At 72.0% G+C, this 22,723-nt stretch carries 18 protein-coding genes, 1 tRNA gene and 1 pseudogene; 11 read left to right on the plus strand and 9 right to left on the minus strand.

Going from position 1 to position 22,723, the window contains the following annotated elements; translation table 11 throughout:
* Nucleotides 1-3 precede the first annotated feature (3 nt).
* Nucleotides 4-79: transfer RNA gene (locus Ato02nite_RS39130), tRNA-Arg, on the minus strand.
* Nucleotides 80-412: 333 nt separating this feature from the next.
* Here Ato02nite_RS39130 and Ato02nite_RS39135 point away from each other — a divergent pair.
* Nucleotides 413-1,675, plus strand: a complete 1,263-nt coding sequence (locus Ato02nite_RS39135; RefSeq protein ID WP_213011750.1) for an ATP-binding protein — start codon at nt 413-415, stop codon at nt 1,673-1,675.
* Between the two features lie 231 nt (nt 1,676-1,906).
* Here Ato02nite_RS39135 and Ato02nite_RS39140 read toward each other — a convergent pair whose 3' ends face one another.
* Nucleotides 1,907-2,362 carry a hypothetical protein gene (locus Ato02nite_RS39140; RefSeq protein WP_213011751.1) on the minus strand — a complete coding sequence of 152 codons (456 nt, stop codon included), beginning with the start codon at nt 2,360-2,362 and terminating at the stop codon, nt 1,907-1,909.
* A gap of 261 nt (nt 2,363-2,623) precedes the next feature.
* Nucleotides 2,624-2,986, minus strand: coding sequence for a hypothetical protein (locus tag Ato02nite_RS39145; RefSeq protein ID WP_213011752.1), 363 nt, complete (start codon nt 2,984-2,986; stop codon nt 2,624-2,626).
* A gap of 99 nt (nt 2,987-3,085) precedes the next feature.
* Between Ato02nite_RS39145 and Ato02nite_RS39150 the strand changes: the two genes are divergently transcribed.
* Nucleotides 3,086-3,961, plus strand: coding sequence for an alpha/beta fold hydrolase (locus Ato02nite_RS39150; protein ID WP_246607957.1), 876 nt, complete (start codon nt 3,086-3,088; stop codon nt 3,959-3,961).
* Here Ato02nite_RS39150 and Ato02nite_RS39155 read toward each other — a convergent pair.
* From Ato02nite_RS39155 to Ato02nite_RS39165, 3 genes are read right to left on the minus strand one after another with little or no spacing between them, the layout of a single operon-like run.
* Nucleotides 3,954-4,556 carry an ABC transporter ATP-binding protein gene (locus Ato02nite_RS39155; RefSeq protein ID WP_213011753.1) on the minus strand — a complete coding sequence of 201 codons (603 nt, stop codon included), beginning with the start codon at nt 4,554-4,556 and terminating at the stop codon, nt 3,954-3,956. The two genes, Ato02nite_RS39150 and Ato02nite_RS39155, sit on opposite strands and share 8 nt — an antisense overlap.
* 2 nt (nt 4,557-4,558) lie before the next feature.
* A complete protein-coding gene (locus Ato02nite_RS39160; RefSeq protein ID WP_213011754.1) occupies nt 4,559-5,371 on the minus strand; it encodes an ATP-binding cassette domain-containing protein in 813 nt (270 codons plus the stop codon).
* Nucleotides 5,361-8,090, minus strand: coding sequence for an FtsX-like permease family protein (locus Ato02nite_RS39165; protein WP_213011755.1), 2,730 nt, complete (start codon nt 8,088-8,090; stop codon nt 5,361-5,363). Before Ato02nite_RS39165 ends, Ato02nite_RS39160 begins: the two co-directional genes overlap by 11 nt.
* 128 nt (nt 8,091-8,218) lie before the next feature.
* On the opposite strand from Ato02nite_RS39165, the gene Ato02nite_RS39170 reads away from it, so the two are divergent.
* A complete protein-coding gene (locus Ato02nite_RS39170) occupies nt 8,219-10,849 on the plus strand; it encodes an AfsR/SARP family transcriptional regulator (RefSeq protein WP_213011756.1) in 2,631 nt (876 codons plus the stop codon).
* Here Ato02nite_RS39170 and Ato02nite_RS39175 read toward each other — a convergent pair.
* Entirely contained in the window at nt 10,846-11,331 is a 486-nt protein-coding gene (locus tag Ato02nite_RS39175) for a helix-turn-helix transcriptional regulator (protein WP_213011757.1), read from the minus strand. The genes Ato02nite_RS39170 and Ato02nite_RS39175 overlap by 4 nt on opposite strands.
* A 36-nt stretch (nt 11,332-11,367) precedes the next feature.
* Entirely contained in the window at nt 11,368-12,054 is a 687-nt protein-coding gene (locus Ato02nite_RS39180) for a hypothetical protein (protein WP_213011758.1), read from the minus strand.
* A gap of 144 nt (nt 12,055-12,198) precedes the next feature.
* Between Ato02nite_RS39180 and Ato02nite_RS39185 the strand changes: the two genes are divergently transcribed.
* Genes Ato02nite_RS39185 through Ato02nite_RS39220 form a run of 8 tightly spaced genes read left to right on the plus strand, consistent with a single transcriptional unit; the run spans nt 12,199 to nt 22,416 of the window.
* On the plus strand, nt 12,199-12,495 hold the full coding sequence (locus Ato02nite_RS39185) for a WXG100 family type VII secretion target (protein WP_203803721.1): 297 nt from the start codon (nt 12,199-12,201) through the stop codon (nt 12,493-12,495).
* 5 nt (nt 12,496-12,500) lie between these two features.
* Entirely contained in the window at nt 12,501-16,805 is a 4,305-nt protein-coding gene (locus Ato02nite_RS39190) for an FtsK/SpoIIIE domain-containing protein (protein ID WP_246607958.1), read from the plus strand.
* On the plus strand, nt 16,805-17,089 hold the full coding sequence (locus Ato02nite_RS39195) for a hypothetical protein (protein WP_213011760.1): 285 nt from the start codon (nt 16,805-16,807) through the stop codon (nt 17,087-17,089). The genes Ato02nite_RS39190 and Ato02nite_RS39195 overlap by 1 nt, the downstream gene beginning before the upstream one ends.
* Nucleotides 17,086-18,270: a hypothetical protein gene (locus tag Ato02nite_RS39200; protein ID WP_213011761.1), complete on the plus strand. Its 1,185-nt coding sequence runs from the start codon at nt 17,086-17,088 to the stop codon at nt 18,268-18,270. Before Ato02nite_RS39195 ends, Ato02nite_RS39200 begins: the two co-directional genes overlap by 4 nt.
* Nucleotides 18,270-18,839, plus strand: coding sequence for a hypothetical protein (locus Ato02nite_RS39205; protein ID WP_213011762.1), 570 nt, complete (start codon nt 18,270-18,272; stop codon nt 18,837-18,839). Before Ato02nite_RS39200 ends, Ato02nite_RS39205 begins: the two co-directional genes overlap by 1 nt.
* On the plus strand, nt 18,826-19,470 hold the full coding sequence (locus Ato02nite_RS39210; protein ID WP_213011763.1) for a hypothetical protein: 645 nt from the start codon (nt 18,826-18,828) through the stop codon (nt 19,468-19,470). Before Ato02nite_RS39205 ends, Ato02nite_RS39210 begins: the two co-directional genes overlap by 14 nt.
* Nucleotides 19,471-19,478: 8 nt before the next feature.
* The gene (locus Ato02nite_RS39215; protein WP_213011764.1) at nt 19,479-21,047 is read left to right on the plus strand and encodes an RICIN domain-containing protein; all 1,569 of its coding nucleotides are present in this window, start codon (nt 19,479-19,481) and stop codon (nt 21,045-21,047) included.
* Nucleotides 21,048-21,057: 10 nt separating this feature from the next.
* The gene (locus Ato02nite_RS39220) at nt 21,058-22,416 is read left to right on the plus strand and encodes a S8 family serine peptidase (protein ID WP_213011765.1); all 1,359 of its coding nucleotides are present in this window, start codon (nt 21,058-21,060) and stop codon (nt 22,414-22,416) included.
* Here the strand turns inward: Ato02nite_RS39220 and Ato02nite_RS39225 are convergent.
* Nucleotides 22,394-22,723: pseudogene (locus tag Ato02nite_RS39225) on the minus strand (aa3-type cytochrome oxidase subunit I); the annotation flags it as partial. The gene Ato02nite_RS39220 and the pseudogene Ato02nite_RS39225 sit on opposite strands and share 23 nt — an antisense overlap.

Below are 22,723 nucleotides of genomic sequence, written 5' to 3' on the forward strand. Positions count from 1 at the left end.
TTGTGGTGCCCCCGGCAGGAATCGAACCTGCGACACACGGTTTAGGAAACCGATGCTCTATCCCCTGAGCTACGAGGGCCTACGGCCCTTATCTTACCGACCTGGGGATACCCACGAGTGCCCGGGCGTCCCGTGGAGTTCCGAGTGGTGCCATTGGGTGTTGGTGGCGGTTTCGTCGTCGGCCGGAGCACGTTCGGCTTGGCGTGCCCAGCGGTGACTTCGCGAGGAGTCACCCGCCTGTTCCGGCACCGGCACCGCGGGGTGCACCTCCTGGGGCGGCGACGCCGGACACTTCTTAGCTTGCCGACTGCGCAGATCGAATGTGAGCGCTTCTGCAAATCGAACACCGCCCGTCCTGCAAATCGAAAGCCGACTGCCCCGCAGATCGAAACCGGCGTGGTTACCATGACGTGTGCCCACACCGCCGCTGATTCCGCGTCGCGCCGCGGCGCAGGTGGACGCCGCACTGGCCGACACCCGCGTGGTGCTCATCAGTGGAGCGCGCCAAGCCGGCAAGAGCACTCTCGTCCGGCTCGTCGCCGGCGATCGGCTCGCTGAGCGCCGCGACCTTGACCGAGCCCAGGACCGGGCGGCCGCGCTTGCCGACCCGATCGGCTTCGTCGACTCCCCGGAACTGCTGGTGATCGACGAGATTCAGCGCGATCCGGAGCTCCTGCTGGCTATCAAGGCCGCCGTCGACGAGGACCCGCGCCCTGGTCGATATCTGCTCACCGGGTCGTCCCGGCTGTTCGGCATGGTTGCTGCCCCGGACGCGCTGCCGGGCCGGATGGAAACGATCGAACTGTGGCCGTTCTCGCAAGGAGAACTCGACGGTGAACCGGACGGATTTGTCGACGCCGTCTTCGCCCGCGGCCCGGATTTGCGGCACGAGTCGCAGGTGACCAGGGCCGACTATGCCGCCCGAGTCGTGCGGGGCGGTCTGCCCGAAGCTACGACCCGGGATGACCCGCGCCGCCGCCAGCGATTCTTTGACGCGTACGTTCAAGCACTTATCGACCGTGATGTTCGGCAGCTGTCCGACATCCAGCACAAAGGGGAACTGCGCAAACTGGTGCGCCTGCTGGCGGCCAGATCCGCCACTCTCATCGCAGCGAACTCGCTGGAATCCGCGCTCGGACTCAGCCGGCCGACGATCGCGCGTTACCTCCGGGCACTGGAGGAGATCTTTCTTGTGAAACGGATCCCCGGCTGGTCTCGCAACCTCGGCACTCGAACCACCGCCAGCCCCAAGCTGATTTTCGTCGACTCCGGGATCGCTGCCAACGAGGTCGCGACCGACGCCCGGGCGCTGCTCCGGCCAGGGGCGCCATTCGGCCCACTGCTCGAAACCTTCGTCCTGTCCGAGCTGTCCCGCCAACTCACCTGGTCCGAGCAGCGGATCGACCTCTCGCACTACCGTGACCAGGCCAGGTACGAGATAGATGCGGTACTCGAGAACAGATCCGGCCAAGTCGTCGGCATCGAGGTCAAGGCGGCCACCACCGTCGGACCTGACGATTTCCGCGGGCTGCGGCGCCTCGCCGACCGCCTCGGCGACGACTTCATCGCCGGGATCGTCCTCTACACCGGAACATCCACACTGCCGTTCGGTGACAAACTTCGCGCCATGCCAGTCAGCGCCCTGTGGCAAGTCCGTGCCCCGGCGGCGACCTGAGCTCGCTCACCTCGCGTAGGAGATGCCAGTTGGCAGGCCCAGCGTGGTGCGCAAGTCGAAGTCGCGCCGCAGTGTTTCGCCAGCCCCGATCACGCTCTTACCTGAGAGCACCGGTCGTCGCTTCTGAATTCTCGGAGACTCTTTCTTTCGCCTGATCCCGGCACGGCGACGTATTGAAGGAGGGGTGCCTACACGGTAGACGCGGCTCCGCATACCTGGAGAATGCTCAGTTCACCAGGTGCGGGACCAGTCCGGTGGGGGCACGACCGGGAGGTCTGGTTCGCCGGTGATTGGCTCCAGGGCATACAAGATGGTGAGTTCGTCGCTGTCGGGGTCGGTTTGTACTCGGCCGTAATTGCCGTTCGTGGTGACCAGGAACCAGTAGTCGGGAGCGGGGCTGCCGTCGTCCAATAACGCTCGGGCTCGCGCGACTCGGCAGATCGCCTGGGCAAGTTCCAACTCGGTGGCGTTCGTCAGTTCCCGGAGGCGGTCGCCCGCGCTGAACTCGTGGCCGAACTGTCCGCCGGTGGGCGTGATCAGAGCGATCGGATCCGGGCCCGGGTGCTCGTTGAGTGCGTCGTGCGGGCCGGTGTACACCAGTTCCGGCGGCACGTTGTAGACAGCGTGCAGCGCCTGCCGCAATGCCTCGGCGGGCACCCTGCTGTCGAAATAGATTCCGTAGGTCATGACTCGCCCCTGTAGCTCCTGTGGTGCTTGAAGACCTCGAGCGCCGAACGCCAGTCCGCGTCGCTGACGCTTGGACCGCGGCGCAACGCGGCCCGAGCCGCCTCGAGGTCGCCGCCGGAGCCGATCAGCTGCTTGAGCACCTTATATTCGGGCCGGGAGAGACTCACGAAGCCTGGCCCGGACACCGGGAAGACAGTCCCGGTCGATTCCACGGCATATGACCGGCCGTTGACCCCGTACCGGTTGCTGTCGGCGTTCCACCTACCCCCGGCCGGCGGAGATTTCCGCCAGGTTGGCAGCCACGTCCGTGCCGGAGAGCACCACGGAGTTGTCGGGCCGAATGCTGTTGAGATTGTGCCGGGGGTTCGGCGGCAGCAAGGGGATCTTCGCCGCCGGTCCCAGGGCCGACATGGAGCCGGACGGCGTGAGGCGGCGGGACTCGCCGGGACGGCCTCCCTGGGCGAGGTGCGCGACCCTTGCCTGGGCCGCGGCGACGTTGTCCGGCTCGTCGGCCGCTCCGCCGGTGGTCGTTCGCCGCTTCGGAGGATCGCCGCCACCGCCTCCGCCCGACTGCGGCGGCTGATCGGGCGTACCCCCGTGCGGCGGCGTTCGAGGTTTCGCCATGACCGTCCGCCGTTCGTCCGCGTCGAGCTCTCCCGGTGACGGTATCGACGACTATCAAGTTTCGTGACCGGTGGGCGTACGGAACGTAGCCTCGGCGGTATGACGGATATGCAGACGCGGACCCTGAATTTGGCGGATGTCGACCTCGTTTATGACGTTCGTGGGGCGTTTCCGCCGGTTGGTGGGCTTCCCGTTCTGCTCATGATCGGGCAGCCGATGACCGCCGACGGGTTTGCGGTGCTGGCCGGGCACTTCCGGGACCGGACCGTTGTCACCTATGACCCTCGTGGGCTTGGGCGCAGCGTTCGCAAGGATGGGCGGGACTCGCACACCCCGCAGGATCAGGCGGGTGATCTGCATCGGCTGATCGGGGCGCTTCGGGTGGGGCCGGTTGATGTCTTTGCCAGCAGTGGCGGGGCGGTCACCGCGCTCGAGCTTGTCGCCCGGCATCCGGCGGATGTTCGCACGCTGGTGGCGCACGAACCGCCGATCAACTCGGTGTTGCCGGACGCGGCGGCGGCCGAGCGGGCGCGGGCCGGTTTCCATGATGCCTATCAGGCCAAGGGGGTCGGGGCGGGTATGGCGGCCTTCATCGTGATGACGTCCTGGCAGGGAGAGTTCACCGACGCGTTCTTCGCGCAGCCCGCGCCGGACCCGGCGATGTTCGGCATGCCGGCCGAGGACGACGGTAGGCGGGACGATCCGTTGCTGTCGAAGAAGTCCTGGCCGATCACCGACTATCAGCCCGATGTGGCGGCGCTGAAGGCGGCGCCCACCCGCATCGTCATCGCGGTCGGCGAGGAGACGCAGGACGCTTACACGGCGCGCACCGCGCACGGTGTCGCCAAGCTGCTCGGGCAGGAAGCGACCGTGTTCCCCAGTCACCACGGTGGGTTTCTCGGCGGGGAGTTCGGTTACGCCGGCAAGCCCGCGGAGTTCGCGGCGAAGCTGCGCGAGGTGTTGGAGGTCAGCTGATCCGGCCGGAGTGCAGCCGGATCACGGTGTCGGCGACGTCGATCACGCGCTGGTCGTGGGTGGCCACGATGACCAGCGTTCCGGTGCCGACCGCGGCGCGCAGCGCGTCGAGGACCAGCGCGACGTGGTCGTCGTCCTGGTGGGCGGTCGGCTCGTCGAGTACCGCCACCGCGGGGCTCAGGACCAGTGCGCGGGCCAGGGCCGTGCGCTGCTGTTCGCCCAGCGAGGTGTCCTGTGCGGGGCGGTGGGCGATGGCGGTCAGGCCGAGCCGGTCCAGCGATTCCGGAGGTTCGGAGAGTCCGCGCAGCGCGGCGGGCAGCAGGACGTTCTCAGTCACGGTCAGCGACGGTTCCAGGGCCAGGCGCTGCGGCAGCAGCGACACGGTTTCCCAGGCGGGAGCGGGGAACGGGGGCCGGCCACGCACCAGCACCGAGCCGCTGGTGGGGGCCATGACCCCGGCGATCAGGTGGCAGAGCGTGGTCTTGCCGGAGCCGGATCGCCCGGCCAGCACGGCGACGGTGGCCGCTTCCAGCGTCAGGCTGATCTCGTGCAGCACGAAGGTGTGGCTGACGTTGTGTACCTCTACCAGCGGCATGTTCACTCCGGCCGGTGCAGTTCGACGTGGCCGTCGACGATCTTGACGGTTAGCGAGCCGTCGGGGAAGAGGGCCAGCGCGTCCTCGGGCAGTTGCAGTCGGCCTTGGCCGTCGATCGTGGTGGTGTGCCGCTGGTCGGCGGAGACATAACCGGTCAGGACTCCGTGGCGCAGGCGGAGCACGGTGTCGGCGGCGGCGATCGCCCGCGCGTCGTGCGTGGCGATCACTACCGCGCTGCCCTGTGCCGCTCGGGCCCGCAACAATCCCAGGACCAGGGCGGCGGAGTCGTCGTCCAGCTCGGCGGTCGGCTCGTCGGCCACCAGCAGCGCGGGGGCGCCGACGGCGGCCGCGGCCACCGCGAGGCGCTGCTGCTCGCCACCGGACATGACTGCCGGCAGAGCGGTGGCCCGGGCCGTGAGATCAACTTCGGCAAGAGAATCCAGAACAGCCAGGCGTACGCCGCGCAAGCGGGCCATCTGTGCGATCTGTCCACGAGCGTCCAACTGCGGGAACAGGCTGTGGGTGGGGCGTTGGGCCACCCACCCGATTTCGCGGCGGCGCAACCTCTGCAACTGGCGGCGAGTCAGACCCGACACCGGCGTGCCGCGATGCCGCAGTTCCCCGCCGGCCGGTCGTTCGCGCAGCGCGAGCAGGGCCAGCAGGGTGGACTTGCCGCTGCCGGACGGGCCGGTGATGGCGCTGATCCGGCCGCCGAGCACGGTGACGTCGACGCCGCGCAGCGCCTGGGTGGGGCCGGTCGGCGCGGCGTAGAGCTGCAGCAGCTCGCGGCCTTCGAGCAACGGTTCAGTCGTCACGGTAGGCGTCCTCCTCCGCGGTGGCCGCGCGCACCGTGGTCAGCGCCACCGCCAGCAGGGCGGCGACGGCCGCGGCCGCGACGGTGACCGCCAGGCCGAGCGGCGAGAGCTGGAAGGCGAACCGGGGGAGCAGCCCGGGCTGGTCGTCGAGCAGGCGCCCGCCGAGGGGTGCGAGTGCCGCCACGCCGGCCACCGCCGCGGCCGCCGACACCGCCGCCAGCAGCGCGAATTCCAGGGCCCGGGCCCGGCGCACCCGGGCCGGGCCGAGGCCGACGCGGGCCAGCATGAGGTCGGTCGGGCGGCGCAGCGCCGTGCTGCGCTGGGCGTAGACGCACAGGGTGAGGACGGCCAGCAGGGCCAGGTAACCGGCGACGGCGACCTGGTAGCCACGGGCTCGGTCGGTCGCGACGTAGGTGGCGTCCTGCCGGAGCAGGGTCGCGCTGGTCACCGAGGAGGCGGCCGGCACGTCCAGCGCGCCGGTGGAGCTCCACAGGGAGGTGCGGAACAGCTGGACGCCGGCCGGCAACTCGGTGCGCGGGCGCAGCCGCGGATCTTCGGGGCCGAGCTTGGCGAACATCGGGGTGGCCGCGACGACGTACATCGGGCGGCCCTGCATGCCGGGGAACGCGGGCACCCGCGCGGCCACCGTCAGGTCCTCGGTAGAGGCCCCGATCGACACCCGGATCGTGTCGACCAGGGCGGACGCCGGATCGCCGACGACGATGGCCCGGACCGAGCCGCTCCCGTTCGTCTCGGAGGCGGTGCCCGGGTCGGCCGCCAGCGCCCGCACGGCCGAGCGGGCGGCCGCCAGGTCGGGGCCGTTGCCCCACAGCGCGACGTCCAGGAACCGGGCCGGGTCGATGACCAGCAGGTCCTTCCGGAAGTCGTCGAGCGGGGTCAGCACGTCGCTGCGCCAGACCAGGGTGTTCCCGTCCGGCAGCGGCGGGGTGCGTACGCCGGGAACCGGTGCGTCCGGCGGCGCGCCCAGGGTCGGGTCGTTGGGCGGCACCGACACGGCCGCGTCGTCGAGCTGGGCGGAACCGTCGTCCAGGACCGCGACCCGCTCGGCGCCGGCCGCTACCGCGATCCGGTCGTCGGCGGTGGTGGTCGTGGACTCCACCGCCGACAGGCCGAACAGCAGCATGCCCAGGCCCGCGGTCACCACCGTGACGGCGAGCCGCCGCTCGGCCCCGCCGGAACCCAGCCGTCGGCGGGCGAGCCACACCGCGGCCCGCCGTGGCGACGAGGGTAGCCGGGCACCACCGGCCAGCAGGCCGGGCAGCCACCCGGCCAGTACGCCGGCGGCGGCCAGCACGAGCAGCGGGACCAGCAGGTCGACGGTGGAGGCCCGGCCGCCGGCGCTCACCAGGCTCGCCGCCGCTACCAGGGCGGCGACCACGATGATCGCGGGCCACGGCAACGGTCGCCGTGCGGTTGCCGGAGGCGATGCCCGTACGCGAAGGAAAGCGGCGACCGATCCGACTGCCGCCACCGAGACGACTCCGGCACCCACCGCCGCCGCGCCCGTCAGGGCGGCCGGCGCGAGCGATTCCGAGATCGTCCCGGGCGGGCCGAGCAGTGCCATCAGTTGCCACGTGGCGAGCCAGCCGAGGACCGCGCCGATTGCCGCCGGCAGCAGATGTTCGAGCAGCCACAGCCCGCCCACCCGCAGCGGGGTCAGGCCGACGGCGACCGCGTGCCGCACCTCCCGGTCCCGGCGGCGCGCCGACAGCAGGGCCACGGCCAGCACCGATGCGAAGCCCACGCCGATCGCGGCCCACTCCACCGGCCGGGTGCGCTGCCGCACCGCCTCGGTGGTGGCCTGGGCCGTCGCGACGATCCGGCCGATGCCACTGGCGAACCGCAGCGCGAGCGGGTCGTCGCCGTCGGCCGGCGAGGCGGTCGCGTACTTGCGGCGGACCTGTTCGAGGCGATTGGCGGTCGTTTTCGTCTCGGCGAAGGTCGCGCCGGGCGCGAGCGACGCCTCGACCGACCAGAACATCTGGTCCTTCGTCGCTTTCGCCAGGCGTTCCACCGTCGGCACCTCGCCGACCAGGAGGTACGCCGGGAGGGTGCGGTACTCGGTGTCCTCGGGGGTGTCGCCCCGCCGCAGCGCCCATTTCCGCCCGCCCGGCAGCCGGCCGGTGGCGTCCACCGCATAGACGCCGTTCACGGTAGTGGTGACCCGTTGCGGCTTGCCGCGAGTGCCCCGGACGAGGGCGAGCACGATCTGATCACCAGGCTGCACGCCGAGGTCGGCGGCCATCGGCCGGGGCAGCCACAGTCCGTCCTGGCCGGCGGGCGCACCGACCGCGGTCAGTTCGGCGGCCGGCGAGCCGACCGCGAACAACCGGCCGCGCTCGCGTCCGTTGACCGTGAACCCCCAGAAGTCGGGGCGGGCCAGCTCGGCGCCGACCGAGGCGCCGGTCAGATCGAAGTCGGTCAGGCCGGGCACCGACCGCAGGTCGTCGACGACCGACTGCTGGTCGAAGGCGGCTGGGCCGACGTTGGCCGAGATGCGTACGACCGCGGCGTCGTTCTGCCGGGTGGTTTCCGCGACCTCGCCCAGGCGGACCTGGAAGGCGGCGTTGTCGGAGGCCTCGGCGAAGATCGGCCCGGCGGCGCCGGCCGCCGACAGCACCAGGAACGCGGAGACCGTCAGCACCGACCAGGCCCGCTGCCGCAGCCCGCCGAGCACGGCGGCGGCCGTAAGGGTCATGACGCTGCCTCCGGCCGGTTGCTGAACCGCTTCAGCAGTGAAGCTACAACACCTCGGCTAATGCCCACATAGGCCACAAAGCTAGTTGCGTTATCGTTGCGCGGCTATCGAGCGCGAGGAGTGCATTGGTGGATGGCCGATTGCGGGTCGAGGGCCTCGGATCGTTCCGTGCGTTCGTCGACGGCGACGAGATCGAGCTGGGCCCGCCGAAGCAACGTGCCGTCTTCGCCGTGCTGGCCCTGTGCGCCGGCACGACCGTCTCCCGGGAGCAGCTCGTCGACCGGATCTGGGGCGAGGCACCGCCCGCGACCGCGGCCGGCAGTCTGCACACCTATCTCTCCGGCCTTCGCCGCGCGCTCGGACCGGCGAAGGACCAGCTGGTCAGCAGCCGGGCCGGATACTGCCTGCGGCTCGAGCGGGCGGCGTTCGACGTCACCGTGGCCGAGGATCGGGCGGGGGCTCAGGCGCTGGAGCTGTGGGGGAACGGGCCGGCCTTCACCGGGGTCCCCGGGCCGTTCGTCGCGCAGGCCCGGGACCGCCTGGCCGCACTTCGACTGCAACTGCTGATCGAGTACGCCGAGCAGGCCCCGCCCGGCGAGGTCACCGCCCGGCTGCTGGCTGAGGTCCCGGCCCACCCGTTCGACGAGCGGTTGCGCGGCACGCTGATGACCGCCCTGCACCGCACCGGCCGCACCGCCGAGGCCCTGAGCCAGTACGCCGACCTGCGCCGGGTGCTCGCCGCCGAGCTGGGCATCAGCCCGTCGCCGTCGACCCAGGCCGTGCACGCCGAGATCCTGGCCGACGACCGCCGACCGCCGCGACCGGCTCAGCTCCCGCACGACAACGACGCCTTCGTGGGCCGTGCCGAGGAACTGCTCACCCTGCTGACGCCGGGCCGGCGGCTCGTCATGATCGTCGGGGTCGGCGGGATCGGGAAGACCACCCTGGCCATCCGGGCCGGGCACCTGCTGCGCGACAGCTACCCGGACGGGCAGATCTACATCAACCTGCGCGGGTTCGATCCGTCGCACGCCGCGCTGACCCCGGAAGCCGCCCTGCACCAGCTGCTCACCTCGGCCGGTGCCCGCAACGTGCCGAGCGGCCGGGAACAGCGGGCCGCGCTGTGGCGCAGCATGCTGGCCGACAAGCGGGTGCTGCTCGTCCTGGACAACGCCGCGTCCACCGACCAGATCGAGGACCTGCTGCCCGGCGGCGGCACCTGCTTCGTGGTGGTGACCAGCCGCAACCGGCTCTCCGGGCTGGCCGTCCGGCATTCGGCCCGCCGGATCTCGCTCGGCGCGCTCAGCGACGACGAGTCGTTGCGGCTGCTCAGCACGCTGATCGGCGCGGACCGGGTGGGCGCCGAGCCGGCGTCCGCCCATCGGCTAACCGCGCTGTGCGACCGGTCGCCGTTCGCCCTGCAGATCGCGGCCGAGCAGGTCGTCTCGGCCGCGGGCACCGGCATCGAGGACCTGGTGGCCCAGTTGGAGCGGTTCCGGCTGGACACCCTGCAGCTGGCCGATGACGTGCTCTACTCCGTACGCGGCGTGTTGTCCTGGTCGTTCGCGGCGCTCGCCGCGGACGCGGCCCGAGCGTTCCGCCTGCTCGGCGTCTTCCCCGGGCCGAGCGTCACGCGGTCGACGGCGGCCGCTCTGTTCGGGTCCGGAGTGGACGAGGCGGCGGTCCGCCTGGATCGGCTGTGTGCGCTCAGCCTGATCGAGGAGGACGACGGCCGGTACACCATGCACGACCTGGTCCGGGCCTACGCGGCCGAGCTGGCCGGCGAGCTCACACCGGACGAGCGGGGTGACGCCCTCGGCCGGGTCCTCGCCTGGTACCGCGTGTCGCTCTCGGTGGTCGGCGACCGGATGGTCGGCCGGGGCGCGCCTATGGAGCCGCCGCACACCGACGTTCCGCCGGCCCTGTTCGCCGGGCAGAGTGACTCCCTGCGCTGGTGCGGCCAGGAATGGCAGAACATCGTCGCGCTCGCCCGCCGGGCCGGCCGCGGTGGCCAGCACGAGTCGGCGTGGCACCTGACGCAGTTGCTGTTCAACTACTTCTACGCGGCCGGCCGGCCCCTCGAGTGGCTCGAATTGCTGGGCGTGGGGATGCGCGCGGCCGAGACCTCGGGCAACCGGGTGGCCCAGGCGATCATGTTCAACCACCGCAGCGTCGCGCACTCCCGGCTGGGCCGGAACGACACCGCGGTCGAGCAGTTGCGCCGCGGGCTGGAGTTGCTCGACCAGCCGGCCGACTGGCAGCACCGGATCAGCCTGCTCGGCAACCTGGCGTCCACGCTGCGCGAGGCCAAGGAGTACGAGGCCGCGCGCACGCCGGCCCGGGAGGCGCTCGAACTCGCCCGCCGGGAGGGCATCGACTACTACCTGGCCGCCACCCACGACGTGCTCTGCGAACTCAACGCGGAGACCGGGCGGTGGGCCGAGGCGATCGAGGAGGGGCAGCCCGGCCTGGAGTATGCCCGGCGGTCCCACAGCCAGCTGGTCGAGGCCAACCTACTGATCAACATCGGACTGGCGCAGCACGGTCTCGGCCGACCGGCGGCCGCCGAGGAGACGTTCGGCGAGGCCCTGCGGATCAGTCAGGACGCCGGCGACCGTTACCACGAGGGGCTGGCGCTGTTCGGCCTGGCCCGGGCGGGCGCGGGCGCCGCCCTCGCCCGCCGGGCTCTCGCCCGGTTCGAGGAGATCGACGCCGAGGAGGCCGGCGAGGTCCGTGCCTATCTCGCGGCGCTCACCTAAGTACGCTGCCAGATCAGCACCGCGTCGACGCGGTTACGGGCGCCGAGCTTGGTGAAGATCCGGTTCACGTGGTTCTTCACGGTCTTCGGCTGCACCTGGAGCAGGCCGGCGATGTCCGCATTGGACCGGCCCCGGCTGATCCAGTCCATGACCTCGGCCTCGCGCGGCGACAGCGGCCCTCGCCCGTCCCGTGGCTGGTCGGCCGGGCGGCCGTGCGGGACCAGCGCGAGCCGGTAGCGGGCGGTGGCCGGATCCCGGCGGTGGGTGTGCGGCCCGGCCAGGCCGTTGAGGGCGTCGGCGAGGGCACCCGTCGAGGGCGCGACCCCGCTGCCCGGGGTGATTACCACCTCGACCGAGGGCAGCCCGTCGATCTGCACGTCGAGGCCTTTGCTGGCGAACTCGTGGCGGATGCGGGCGAGGATCTCCGGACTGGAGATCGCGATGCGCACCCGGCCACCCGGTTTGGCGGGAACCGTGATCACGTGCGTCAGTCTGGGGGATCTTTCTTCATGAATGCTTCACGCGGCTCGCGCCGGCTCGGCCAGCATGCCCGTGTCGACGCTGCCGTCCACACCGACGGTGAGCCGCCAGGCCGCGTCGCCGCCGTCGACGGCCACTACCGTCCAGCGCCGGGCCGGCTCGGCGAGCAGCCGTTCGACCTGGTAGGCCTCGCGGCCTTGGGGCCGATCGGCGAACAGCAGGATCCCGCCGTACGGGTCGTCGAGTTCGGCGGCCGCCTCCGCCAACCGGTCAAGATCCCACCCGGCGAAGTCGGAATCGGGCGGAAAACCCACACGGATCGCCCGGACCCGGCCCGACCAGGGGCTGGTGGTGAGCCGCCGGGACCACGACCGCACCAGGTTCCGGGCCAGTTCGAGGTCGCCCTCCACGCTGACCAGCCCGCCGGCCTCGGCCAGGTTGAGCAGCAGCCGTCCACCGTCGACGACCCCGACCGAGACGAGCAGCGGGTACGGCTCCGGGATCCGGTCGTCCACCGCCGCGTTCGCCAGCTGGTGCACCGACGCCGCCCAGGTGCGGCCCTGGTCGGTCGCGGTCCAGCCGGGCGGGGGTGCCTCGTCGGGGGTGGTCAGGCGCAGCCGCACCGACTCCGGGCCCAGGACGACAGCGCCGACGGCGGGAAGGGCGGCGCACCCCGTCGCCAGGGCACGTAACGCGTGGTCGACGGTCCAGGCTCCACTTCTCACGCCGGAATCGTCAGCGGCCGGCCCGCGGCTGTCAACGAGGGCCGTGGGCCCATGGGCCCACATTCGCGTACTTCGATCTGGACCGCAGCCGGTCGTCATTCCTACGTTGATCAGCGTTGACCGGACCAGCGAAGGGACGACCCGATGGCGAACCTGAACATCACCTACACGGAGATGTCGGACAGCGCGACCCGGATGCGTAACAACAAGAACGAGATCGACTCGCGGCTCACCGAGTGCAAGGCGATCGTGGACAACCTGACCGGCTCGGGCTTCGTCACCGACCAGGCGTCCGGCAAGTTCGACGAGGTGCACACCGAGTTCGTGAACGCGGCGAACGAGCTGATGGAGAACCTCGACCTGCTCTCCGAGTGGCTGGACAAGGCCGTCGAGGCGCTGCGCGACATGGACACCCAGCTCGCCGGCTCGCTGAACAAGTAATGCGCATGCTGATCACGCTCGCGTCGCCGGGGGCGTGGTCGGCCGACGTGGTGGTGGACGCCGATCCGGCCACGCCGGTCCGGGACATCGTCAAGAACCTGCTCGACAGCCTCGACGTTGCCCCGGCGCAGGGCCCGATCTACCGCGACGACCGGCCGCTCGACCTCGACCTTCCGCTGTCCGCCAGTGGCGTGCACGACGGCTCGGTGCTGTGGGTCGGCGGGCCGGGTCCGGCCCCGTACGCCACCGGCGGTCTCGTCACGATCCGGGCCGTGACGGGCGCCGGGGCCGGGCGGATCTGGTCCCTCACCCCGGGTGAGCACCGGATCGGCTCGGCCCCGGCCTGCGCGATCCGGCTGGACGGGCTCGAGCCGGTGGCCGCCGTCGTCCGGGTCACGTTCGACGCCGCGGTCTACGTCCGGGGCGAAGGCCTGCTGCTGGACCGGGTCGACCTGACCGGGGGTGAGGTCGTCTGGCGGGAGACCGCGCAGCTGACCGCGGGCGGCACCGCCCTGGAGGCGCACCCGGTGCGCTGCCCGGACGCGATGGTCGAGCCGTCACCGGAGAGCGAGTACCTCGACTACAACCGCCCGCCGCGGTTGCTCCCGCCGATCCGCCCGGACAAGTTCAAGATCCCGGCCGAACCGAAGGCGCCCACGCCGAACGCTCTGCCGTGGCTGGCCGCCGCCCTGCCGGCGGCGTTCGGCGTGGTCATGTCCACGGTGCTGCGGAACCCGATGTACCTGATGTTCGCGGCGATGTCGCCGGTCATGGTGGTCGGCAACTGGTGGTCCTCGCGCCGCCAGGGTGGCCGCACCTATCGGGCCCAGGTCGCCGAGCACCGGGCCCGGGTCACCGCGATCGAGGCCGACATCGCCGAGACCACCGTCCTGGAGCGACAGGATCGCCGGGTCGCCGCCCCGGATCCGGCCGAACTGCTGATCGTGGCCACCGGTCCGCGGGCCCGGCTGTGGGAGCGCCGCCGCACCGATCCGGATCATCTGGTCACCCGGATCGGCATCGCCGACCTGCCCAGCGCGATCAAGGTGGAGGCGGCCGGGCAGGACCGGCAGACCGGGCGGCAGCTGAACGACGTACCCGTCGCGTTTTCGATCGTGCAGGCCGGCGTGGTCGGCGTAGCCGGCCGCGGTGAGTGGCCGCGCCGCCTCGCCCGCTGGATGATCGGCCAGCTCGCGGTCGCGCAGAGCCCCCGCGACCTGCAGCTCTACGTGCTCACCGACCCGGACGGCAGCGCCCTGTGGGAGTGGGCGGCCTGGCTGCCGCACACCCGCCCGCTGCTCGGCCAGCAGACCCTGACCCTGCTCGGCACCGACGCCGAGACGATCGCCCGGCGGATCGCCGAGCTGATCGAACTGATCGAGGCCCGGCGGCAGGCCCGGCTGAACGCCGGCTCCGGTGCGGCGATCGGCGACCCGGACGTGGTCGTGGTGCTGGACGGCGCCCGCCGGCTGCGGTCCCTGCCCGGCCTGGTCTCGGTGCTGCTCGGCGGCCCGGCCGTCGGCGTCTACTTCGTCTGCGTGGACAGTGACGAGCGCACCCTTCCCGAGGAGTGCACGACCGTGGTCGTCGGCGGCGACGGCCTGCCCACCACGCTGCGGCAGCAGCGGGCGGCGACGATCGAGGGCATCCGGGTCGACGAGGTGATCGACGAGTGGTTCCCGACCGTGGGCCGGCGACTCGCCCCGATCCGGGACGTCAGCGACACCCACGGCGACGCGGCGCTGCCCGGTTCGGCCCGCCTGCTCGAGGTGCTCGGGCTGGAGGACCCGTCGGTGGCCGCGGTCAGCGCCCGCTGGACCTCGTCGCCGCGCGGCACCCGGGCGATCGTCGGCGTCAGCCTGGACGGTCCGTTCGCGCTCGACCTGGTCCAGCACGGTCCGCACGGCCTGGTCGCGGGCACCACCGGGTCGGGCAAGTCGGAGTTCCTGCAGACCGTGGTGGCGTCGCTGGCGGTGGCGAACCGGCCGGACGCGATGAACTTCGTGCTCGTCGACTACAAGGGCGGCGCCGCGTTCAAGGACTGCGTCGACCTGCCGCACACCGTCGGGATGGTCACCGACCTCGACACCCACCTGGTCGAGCGGGCGCTCACCTCGCTCGGCGCCGAGCTGACCCACCGGGAGCACCTGCTGGCCGCGGTCGGCGCCAAGGACCTCGAGGACTACCTCGACTACGCGACCCGGCGCCCGGTGCCGGAACCCATCCCGCGGCTGCTCATCGTGATCGACGAGTTCGCCTCGATGGCCCGGGAACTGCCCGACTTCGTCACCGGCCTGGTCAACATCGCGCAGCGCGGCCGGTCGCTCGGCATCCACCTGATCCTGGCCACCCAGCGCCCGAACGGCGTGGTGAACGCGGAGATCCGGGCCAACACGAACCTGCGGGTCGCGCTGCGGGTGACCGACGCGGGGGAGAGCGCCGACGTGATCGACGCCCGGGAGGCGGCCAGCATCTCGGCGGCGACCCCGGGCCGCGCGTACGCCCGACTCGGGCACAGCTCGCTGATCCCGTTCCAGACCGGCCGGGTCGGCGGCCGGCGGCCGCGGTCGAACCGGGCCGAGGCGGTGGTGGTGCCGTTCCTGCACCCGGTGGGCTGGCAGGACCTGGGCCGGCCGGTGCCGCAGCGACCCCGCAGCCTGGCCGAGGCCGACGAGGCGACCGACCTGTCGGTGCTGGTGGCGGCGATCCGGCAGACGAACGACATGCTCGGCCTGCCCGCCCAGCGGCGGCCCTGGCTGCCGGCGCTGCCGACCCTGTCGGTGACCGATCTGTCCGACGGGACCTGGGCCGTGCAGGACCTGCCGCGGACGCAGCAGCAGGTGCCGATGAAGCTGGACCTGGACACCTTCGGCCACCTGCACATCGTCGGCGCACCGCGGTCGGGCCGGTCGCAGGCGCTGCGCACGATCGCCACCGCGGCGGCCTCCGCCGCGGGTGTCGCCGACCTTCATCTGTACGGGCTGGACTGCGGCAACGGCGCGCTGCTGCCGCTCACCAAGTTTCCGCACTGCGGCGCGGTCGCCCAGCGCACCGACGTGGAGCGCGCCGCGCGTTTGCTGCGCCGGCTGCACGAGGAGGTGCAGCGCCGGCAGCGGGTGCTCGGCGAGGGCGGGTTCGCCGACCTGTCCGAACAGCGCGCGGCCGCCCCCGCCGCGGACCGGCTGCCGCACATCCTGCTGTTGATCGACCGCTGGGAGGGGTTCATGGGAACCCTCAGCGAGCACGACAACGGGACGCTCACCGAGATCGTGCACATCCTCATGCGGGAGGGCGCCAGCGCCGGCGTGCACCTGATCGTGGCCGGCGACCACAGCCTGCTCAGCGGCCGGATGAGCTCGCTCTGCGAGGAGAAGCTGGTGCTGCGGCTCTCCGACCGCAGTGACGCCACGATGGCCGGGCTGAACCCGCGGAAGATCCCGGAGAACCTGCCGCCCGGACGCGGTTACCGGGCGATCAGCGCGATCGAGGTGCAGGTCTCCCTGATCGCCGCCGATCCGAGCGGCCCGGCCCAGGTCGCCGCGATGCACGCGATCGCGGGTCAGCTGACCGAACGCGAGGTCTCTGTCGAGAACAGGCTGCGGCCCGCCAGGATCGCCGCGATGCCCAGTCAGCTGACCTTCGAGCAGGCCTGGTCGTCGGCCGGAAAACCGGGGCCGGGGTGGGCGCTGATCGGCGTCGGCGGCGACGATCTCGCCCCGGTCGGCATGGATCTGCTCGGCGACCAGCCGACGTTCCTGATCGCCGGGCCGTCCCGATCCGGCCGCAGCACCGCGCTGCGCGTGATGGCCGAGTCGATGCTGCGCACAGGCTTCGAGCTGGTCATCGGCGCGCCGCTGCGGACCCCGTTGACCGACCTGGCCGGCCGCCCCGGCGTGCGCGGGATCGTCAGCGGCGACAGCCCGACCGAACAGGAGTTCGCCGCCCTGGTAGATCCCGGTGACGGGCCGGTCGCGCTGTTGGTCGACGACGCCGAAGCCTGGCGGGACGTCTCCTGCCGGGACTGGTTGCGCCAGCTGATCCGGACCGCGTCCGGCCGGCGGCGGGCGGTGGTCATCGCCGGCGAGATCTCCTCGGTCGCGATGGGCTTCTCCGGCTGGCAGGTCGAGGTCAAGAAGAACCGCCGCGGCGCCCTGCTCTCCCCGCCCACCCTGAGCGCCGGCGACCTGGTCGGCGTGCGGCTGTCCCGGGCCAACCTGGCCGAGCGGGTGGTGCCCGGCATGGCCCGGGTGCACCTCGGCGACGGCACCCTGCAAACCGTTCAGATACCGACTATGGAAGCGGTGAGTTGATGGCCGACATCGTGGTCAAGGACCTGGCCGACCTGGCCCGGGACCTCAGCGAGCTGATCAGCCAGTTCGAGGGCGCGCTCGACTTCCAGGACGATTTCAAGGGCCAGTGGGGGCAGCACAACGCGAACCTGTCGATGGGTGACTTCGCCGACAACTGGACCGGCAGCCGGGACAAGATGGTCGAGGCCATGAAGAAGTTCCGCGACTCGGTCGAGGGCGCCGACCAGGCGTGGGCCGAGGCCGAGGCGAAGATGGTCGCCAGCCTTCAGGAGGGCGACAAGTGAGCGACGGCCGCCTCGGCACCCTCCGCAAGGCCGACCCGGCCGAGATCGACGCGGCGCAGAAGCGCTACGAGCACATCTCGATGACCATCGACGACGCGGTGGCGAAACTGCAGAAGATCGTCGACGCCGGTGACGAGGGACTGCGCGGCCAGTGGGTGGAGCCGCTCAAGGAGGACGCCGAGTCCCTCAAGGACAGCCTCACCAAGGCCGCGGTGCGCTACCGCGACGTCGCGAACGAGGCCAAGAAGTACGAGCCGGACCTGCAGCACGCGATCGACGAGGTGAACGCGGCCGAGCGCGACGAGTCGGCCGGCACCGATTCGCTGACCAGAGCCAACGGGTTGCCCGACCCGCAGAAGGACGCGGACGGCAACATCCCGCCGGCGGAGCAGCAGAAGGGCACCGACAAGCAGCGCGCGCAGGAGGAGGCGAACTCGGCGATCACCGCGGCGAAGAACCGGCTGACCGGCGCGCTGGACGCCCTCGACGTGGCCGGCAAGCGCTTCGGCGACGCAGTGAACTGCAAGAACTACGACGACGGGCTGACCGACAAGATCAATTGGCGGGTGATGGCCATCTTCAAGAAGATCAGCGAGATCTTCGGGATCATCGCGATGGTCCTGACCGCGCTGGCCTTCCTGATACCCGGGCTCAACGTGCTCGCGATAGCCGGGTTCGCGGCCGGTGCCGTACTCCTGGTGGCCGACAGCATCCTCCTGGCCGGCGGCGACGGCAGTGTGCTCAGCGTCGTCCTGGACGCCGTCGGGCTCGGCTTCGCCGGCCTCGGCGCGGCGTTCGGCGCCTTCGGCAAGTCGATCGAGGGCTTCACCAAGTTCCTCAAGGGACTGCCCTACCTGAAGTTCAAGCCCGGCGTCGGGCCGAACGGGCAGATCATCGAGCTGTTCGACTTCAGCAAGCCGCTGATGATCGGGGCCGGCAAGCCCGGCTTCTTCGACGTCGGCAAGAGCTGGCTGAGCGGCCTCTTCGAGCTGGGCAACCTCAAGAACCTCGGCTGGCTGAGCGGCCTCGGCACGTTCGGCAGCGGGTTCAGCTGGGCGACCGGCGGTCTCAAGTGGATCTTCGGATCCTGGGGCGGCCTCAACCAGATCTTCAACCTCGGCGCGGGCCTGATCATCGCGGGCCTGCAGGCCACCTCCAACCCGGCATTCGAGAACGCCTGATGATCTCCTGGTACTGGGACTGGGTTCCGGCCGCCGCCAGCGACGACTGGACGGCGTCGCTCGTGAAGCTGCTCGACGAGTGGCTGGGCGTCGGCGTCGACGCGCCCGAGATGGGCGCCGCGCTGGCCCGGGACCTGCTCGCGCGCACCGACGGCATGCCCGCCAACTGCCGGCTCATCTGGGGCGGCGGCTTCCTCGAGGAGCGGCCACGCTGGCTGCCGCTGCTCATCCTGGCCGAGTTCCGGCCGGCCCGGCCGGAAGATCCGGCCTACCTGATGGCCGAGGTGGGTGCCGAGGGCTTCGCCGATGACGTACGCCCACCAACCGTCGACTATCTGACGACCGAGCGGGGCGACGGCGTACGCGTGTTCGCGATGGCGAGCTCGAACGGCGAGGGACTGCACGGGCGGGTCAACGCGGCGCTGCGCCTCGACGACCAGGCCGTCGACGTCCTGCTGACCACCCGGGTCAAGGCGCTCGACCAGCTCGCGGTGATCGGCTCCGGGGTGGAAGCCGTGATGCACATGATCGCCACTCAGCCGTTGGAGTTCATCCATGCTGGACTTTGAGCTCATCGTCCCCGAGGGCTGGGTGCACGTTCCCACCCTGCCCGAGCTGCGCCGGGTGCGGGCCAAGACGATCGAGGCGATCGTGCGGCACGCCCTGCCCGACACGCTGCCCCGGGACAAGGCCGGACCATGGCGCCGGATGCTGAACCGCGACCTCACCGACGCGACCGACCAGGCCGAACGGCAGGGTGCCCGGGCCGTCGTGCTGCCGGTGACCGAGATGCACGGCATGCGGCTGCCCGGCACGCTGCTGCTGTCGGTGATCGAGGACGACGGCGAGCCGCAGGACCCGCGGTCGGTGCTGAACTCGATCCTGGCCGACGCCGGCCCGGACGGCATGGCGCTGGAGATCGACGGTTGCCCGGCGGCCCGGGTCCGCCAGGTCGTCGACAGCGGACCGATCAAACGCAAGGCGCCGGCCGTACGCGTGAACTACTACGTGGCCGCGCCCGACGCCCCCGGCGTCTGGGGCGTACTGACCTTCACCGTGCTCACCGACGGCGACGTCGAGGCCGACCCGGTGCAGGCCATCGTGCTGCTGTTCGACGCGGTCGTGACCACCCTGCGCTGGGCGCCGGACGTCGACCTGCCGACCGAGGACGAGCTGCTGACGGAAGGAACGAGCCGGTAATGGTCCGCTTGCCGAGACCGACCCGGCCGGTGGCGCTGGGCATCGTGCTGGCCCTCGCCGTCCTGACCGGCGCCGGCGGCTTCGCGGCCCGGCAGGCGGCCAACGCGGCCGAGCCGCTGCGGGGCAACCAGCTCACCGCGCCCGACGTGCGCATCCTGGTCGGCGCCGCGTCGTCGTGCACCGCGCTCACCCCGGCCCGGCTGGCCGGCCAGGTCATGGTGGCCTCGCACTTCACCGATCGGCCGGTCGGTGACCTGCGGGCGGGCGGCGCCATCGGGGTGGCCGCGCTGACCCCGGGGCAGTGGCAGCAGAACGCGCCGTGGACCGGCGCCGAGCCGACCGACCGCGCGGCCGCGATCACCGGCCTCGCCCACCTGATGTGCCGGCTCGTCGGCCAGTCCCGCGCCCTGCACCTGGACGAGGACCCGTGGCGGATCGCGCTGGCCGCGTTCCGGCTCGGGATGGACCAGGTGGTCGCGGCCGGCGGCATCCCGGATCGGGCCAAGGACTATGTGGACACCGTTTCGCGGTACGCCACCTGGTATGCCCTGCAACCGGCCCTGGGCGGCGGCGGCGCGCCTTCTTCTCCGGCCGGTGGTGCGGCGGTGATTCCGGTGCCCGACGCCTACCTGCAGGCGGTCGTCGACGCCGGCAAGAACTGCGCCGATCTGCCGCCCAGCCGGGTCGCCGCCCAGATCATGGTGACCTCCGGATTCAGCGCCACCAAGCTCGGCGCGGTCGGTGAACAGGGCATCGCCCAGTTCCAGCCGCAGGCCTGGACCGAGGACGGCTCACCGTGGGAACCGGGCTACGCCATCCCGGCCCTCGGCCGGGCGATGTGCAAGCTGATCGAGCAGGCCGGCGGGCAGTACCCGGCCGCCCTGGCCGCCTTCGACCGGGCGGCGTCGGCCGACGCGGTGACCAAGGCCGAGGCGGAGTACGCCAAGGACCCGCGGCTGCAGATCGCCAAGCCGTCGGCGGCCCCGTCGGCCTCGGCCGCACCGAAACCGGCCAAGACGACCACGAGTCCGGCCGCGAAGCCCACCAAACCGGCGCGGGCCAACCAGCCGGCGATCAAGGGGGCCGACTCCACCGGCCGCGGCTACGGGCCGTACTTCATCCTCAACCTCGTCACCAAGATGTGCGCCGACCTGCCCGGTTACGGCGCCGGACCGCGCGACGGGCCGGTCACCCAGTTCACCTGCAGCAAGACCGGCGACGACAACCAGGAGTGGACATTCGAGCCGCGGGCCGTCGACGGCGAGGGCTACCAGCTCTACTGGATCCGCAACACCGACGACGGGTTCTGCATCGACCCGCCCGGCAACGAGGCGGTCGCGTCCGGCACCGAGCTCACCGAGACCGGCTGCTTCGACCAGGACAACCAGTACTTCCGGCTGGAACCGAAGAAGACGGCGGGCGGATTCGTCTACTACTGGCTGCGCAACACGGTCGCCGACATGTGCATCGACGTGCCGGGCGCGGGCAACGGCGGGTCCGACGTACGCCTGGCTCTGGTGCCCTGCCTGGCGAACGACGACCACGAGTGGGCCCTCCTCGAGAAATCCGAGTGGTGAGATGCCGACGATGAGGTCGCGGGTGGCGGCACTGGCCGCCGCGATCACCGTGCTGTTCGCGGCTCCGGCCCAGGCCGCGCCGCCCGCGAACCAGCTGTATTACACGGTGACGGTGTCCTACCAGAGCGCGCCGGAGAACCTGTGGGAGATCGCCACCCGGTTCCTCGGCGACGCGAGCCGGGCCGGTGAGATCCTCGACCTGAACGCGGGACGGGTGCAGCCCGACGGCGACCGGCTCGCCGATCCGGGCGACCTGACCGCGGGCTGGCAGCTCCTCCTGCCGTGGGACGCGACCGGCGCCGAGCTGCACAACGGCCCGCTGCCGGCCGGCGCCGGCTCGTCCTCCGGGTGCGCCCGGTCGTCGGACACCCCGGCCGAGGCGTCCTGGGCGCAGACCCTGCTGACCCCGAGCCGGGCCTGGCCGGTGACGAACGGCGCGGGCGTCAAGGTCGGCATCGTCGCCTCCGGCGTGGACGGGTCGGCGGCCGAGCTGGCCGGCCGGGTCGCCCCGGGTGCCGACGTCGTGGCCGGCGCCGGCCGCGGGGACGTCGGCTGCGAAGTGGCCGGGACCAACCTGGCCGGCATCGTGGCCGGCGACGACGACACCTTCGGGGTGGCGCCCGGCGCCCGGATCGTGCCGGTCCGGGCCGGCAACCAGGCGCGCTCGGCCGCGACCGGCATCTCCGTCGCGGTCGCCGCCGGCGCCAAGGTCGTCCTGCTCGGCGTGGGTGCCGACGCCTCGGACGCCGACGTGCGGGCCGCCGTCAGCGACGCGATCTCCCGGGACGTGGTGGTCGTGACGCCCGCGTGGGCGAAGGGTGAGGCGGCCGACGGCCTGCTCCGGGTGGGCGCGATCGGGGCGGACAAGCAGCCGGCCTTCCCGTACGCGGCCGAGTCGGTGGACCTGTTGGCCCCCGGCACCGGCGTGACGAGCATCGGCGGGGTGGTCAGCGGCGACGAGTACGCCGCGGCCTACGTGGCCGGCACTGTTGCCCTGGTCCGGGCGGCCCACCCTGGGCTACGGGCCGCCGACGCGACCCGGCAGGTCCTGTCCACGACCACGGATCGGCTGGTCAACCCGGTCGCCGCGGTGAACACGGCGCTGCCCGCCGGGGTCGGCGTGAACGCCGCCGCCGCGCCGCCGTCCAGCGGCCTCGGCACGCTGAGCCGGGTGCTGCTGTGGATCGCGGTGGCCCTGGCCGTACTCCTGCTGCTGCCCTTCCTGCTGCGGCGCCCGGCCCGCATGGTGACCGGCGTGGCCCGCCGGCGCTGGGCGCTGCGGCAGGCCCAGCGGGCCCGGGCCCGCCTGACCGCCGACCACGACGACCCGTTCTGGGAAGCGCCGGTCAGCGGTCCCGGTCGGAGCTGATGTCCTCCTGGTAGGTGGCGCCGCCGTCGGCCTCGCTGGTCAGCAGCCGGGCGCCACCCTCCGGCGGGCCGGCCAGGGACTGCTCGCCGGCCGCCAGCTCGGGGAACTTCGCGTCGAACGCCGGGCGCTCCGAGCGGATGCGCGGCATCCGGTCGAAGTTGCGCAGCGGGGGCGGCGACGAGGTCGCCCACTCCAGCGAGTTGCCGTGGCCCCACGGGTCGTCGACGTTTACCAGTTGGCCGACCTTGTAGGAGTGCCAGACGTTGTAGACGAACGGCAGGGTGGCCAGGCCCAGCACGAACGAACC

This window comes from Paractinoplanes toevensis (genome assembly GCF_018332695.1).
GTDB lineage: Bacteria > Actinomycetota > Actinomycetes > Mycobacteriales > Micromonosporaceae > Actinoplanes > Actinoplanes toevensis.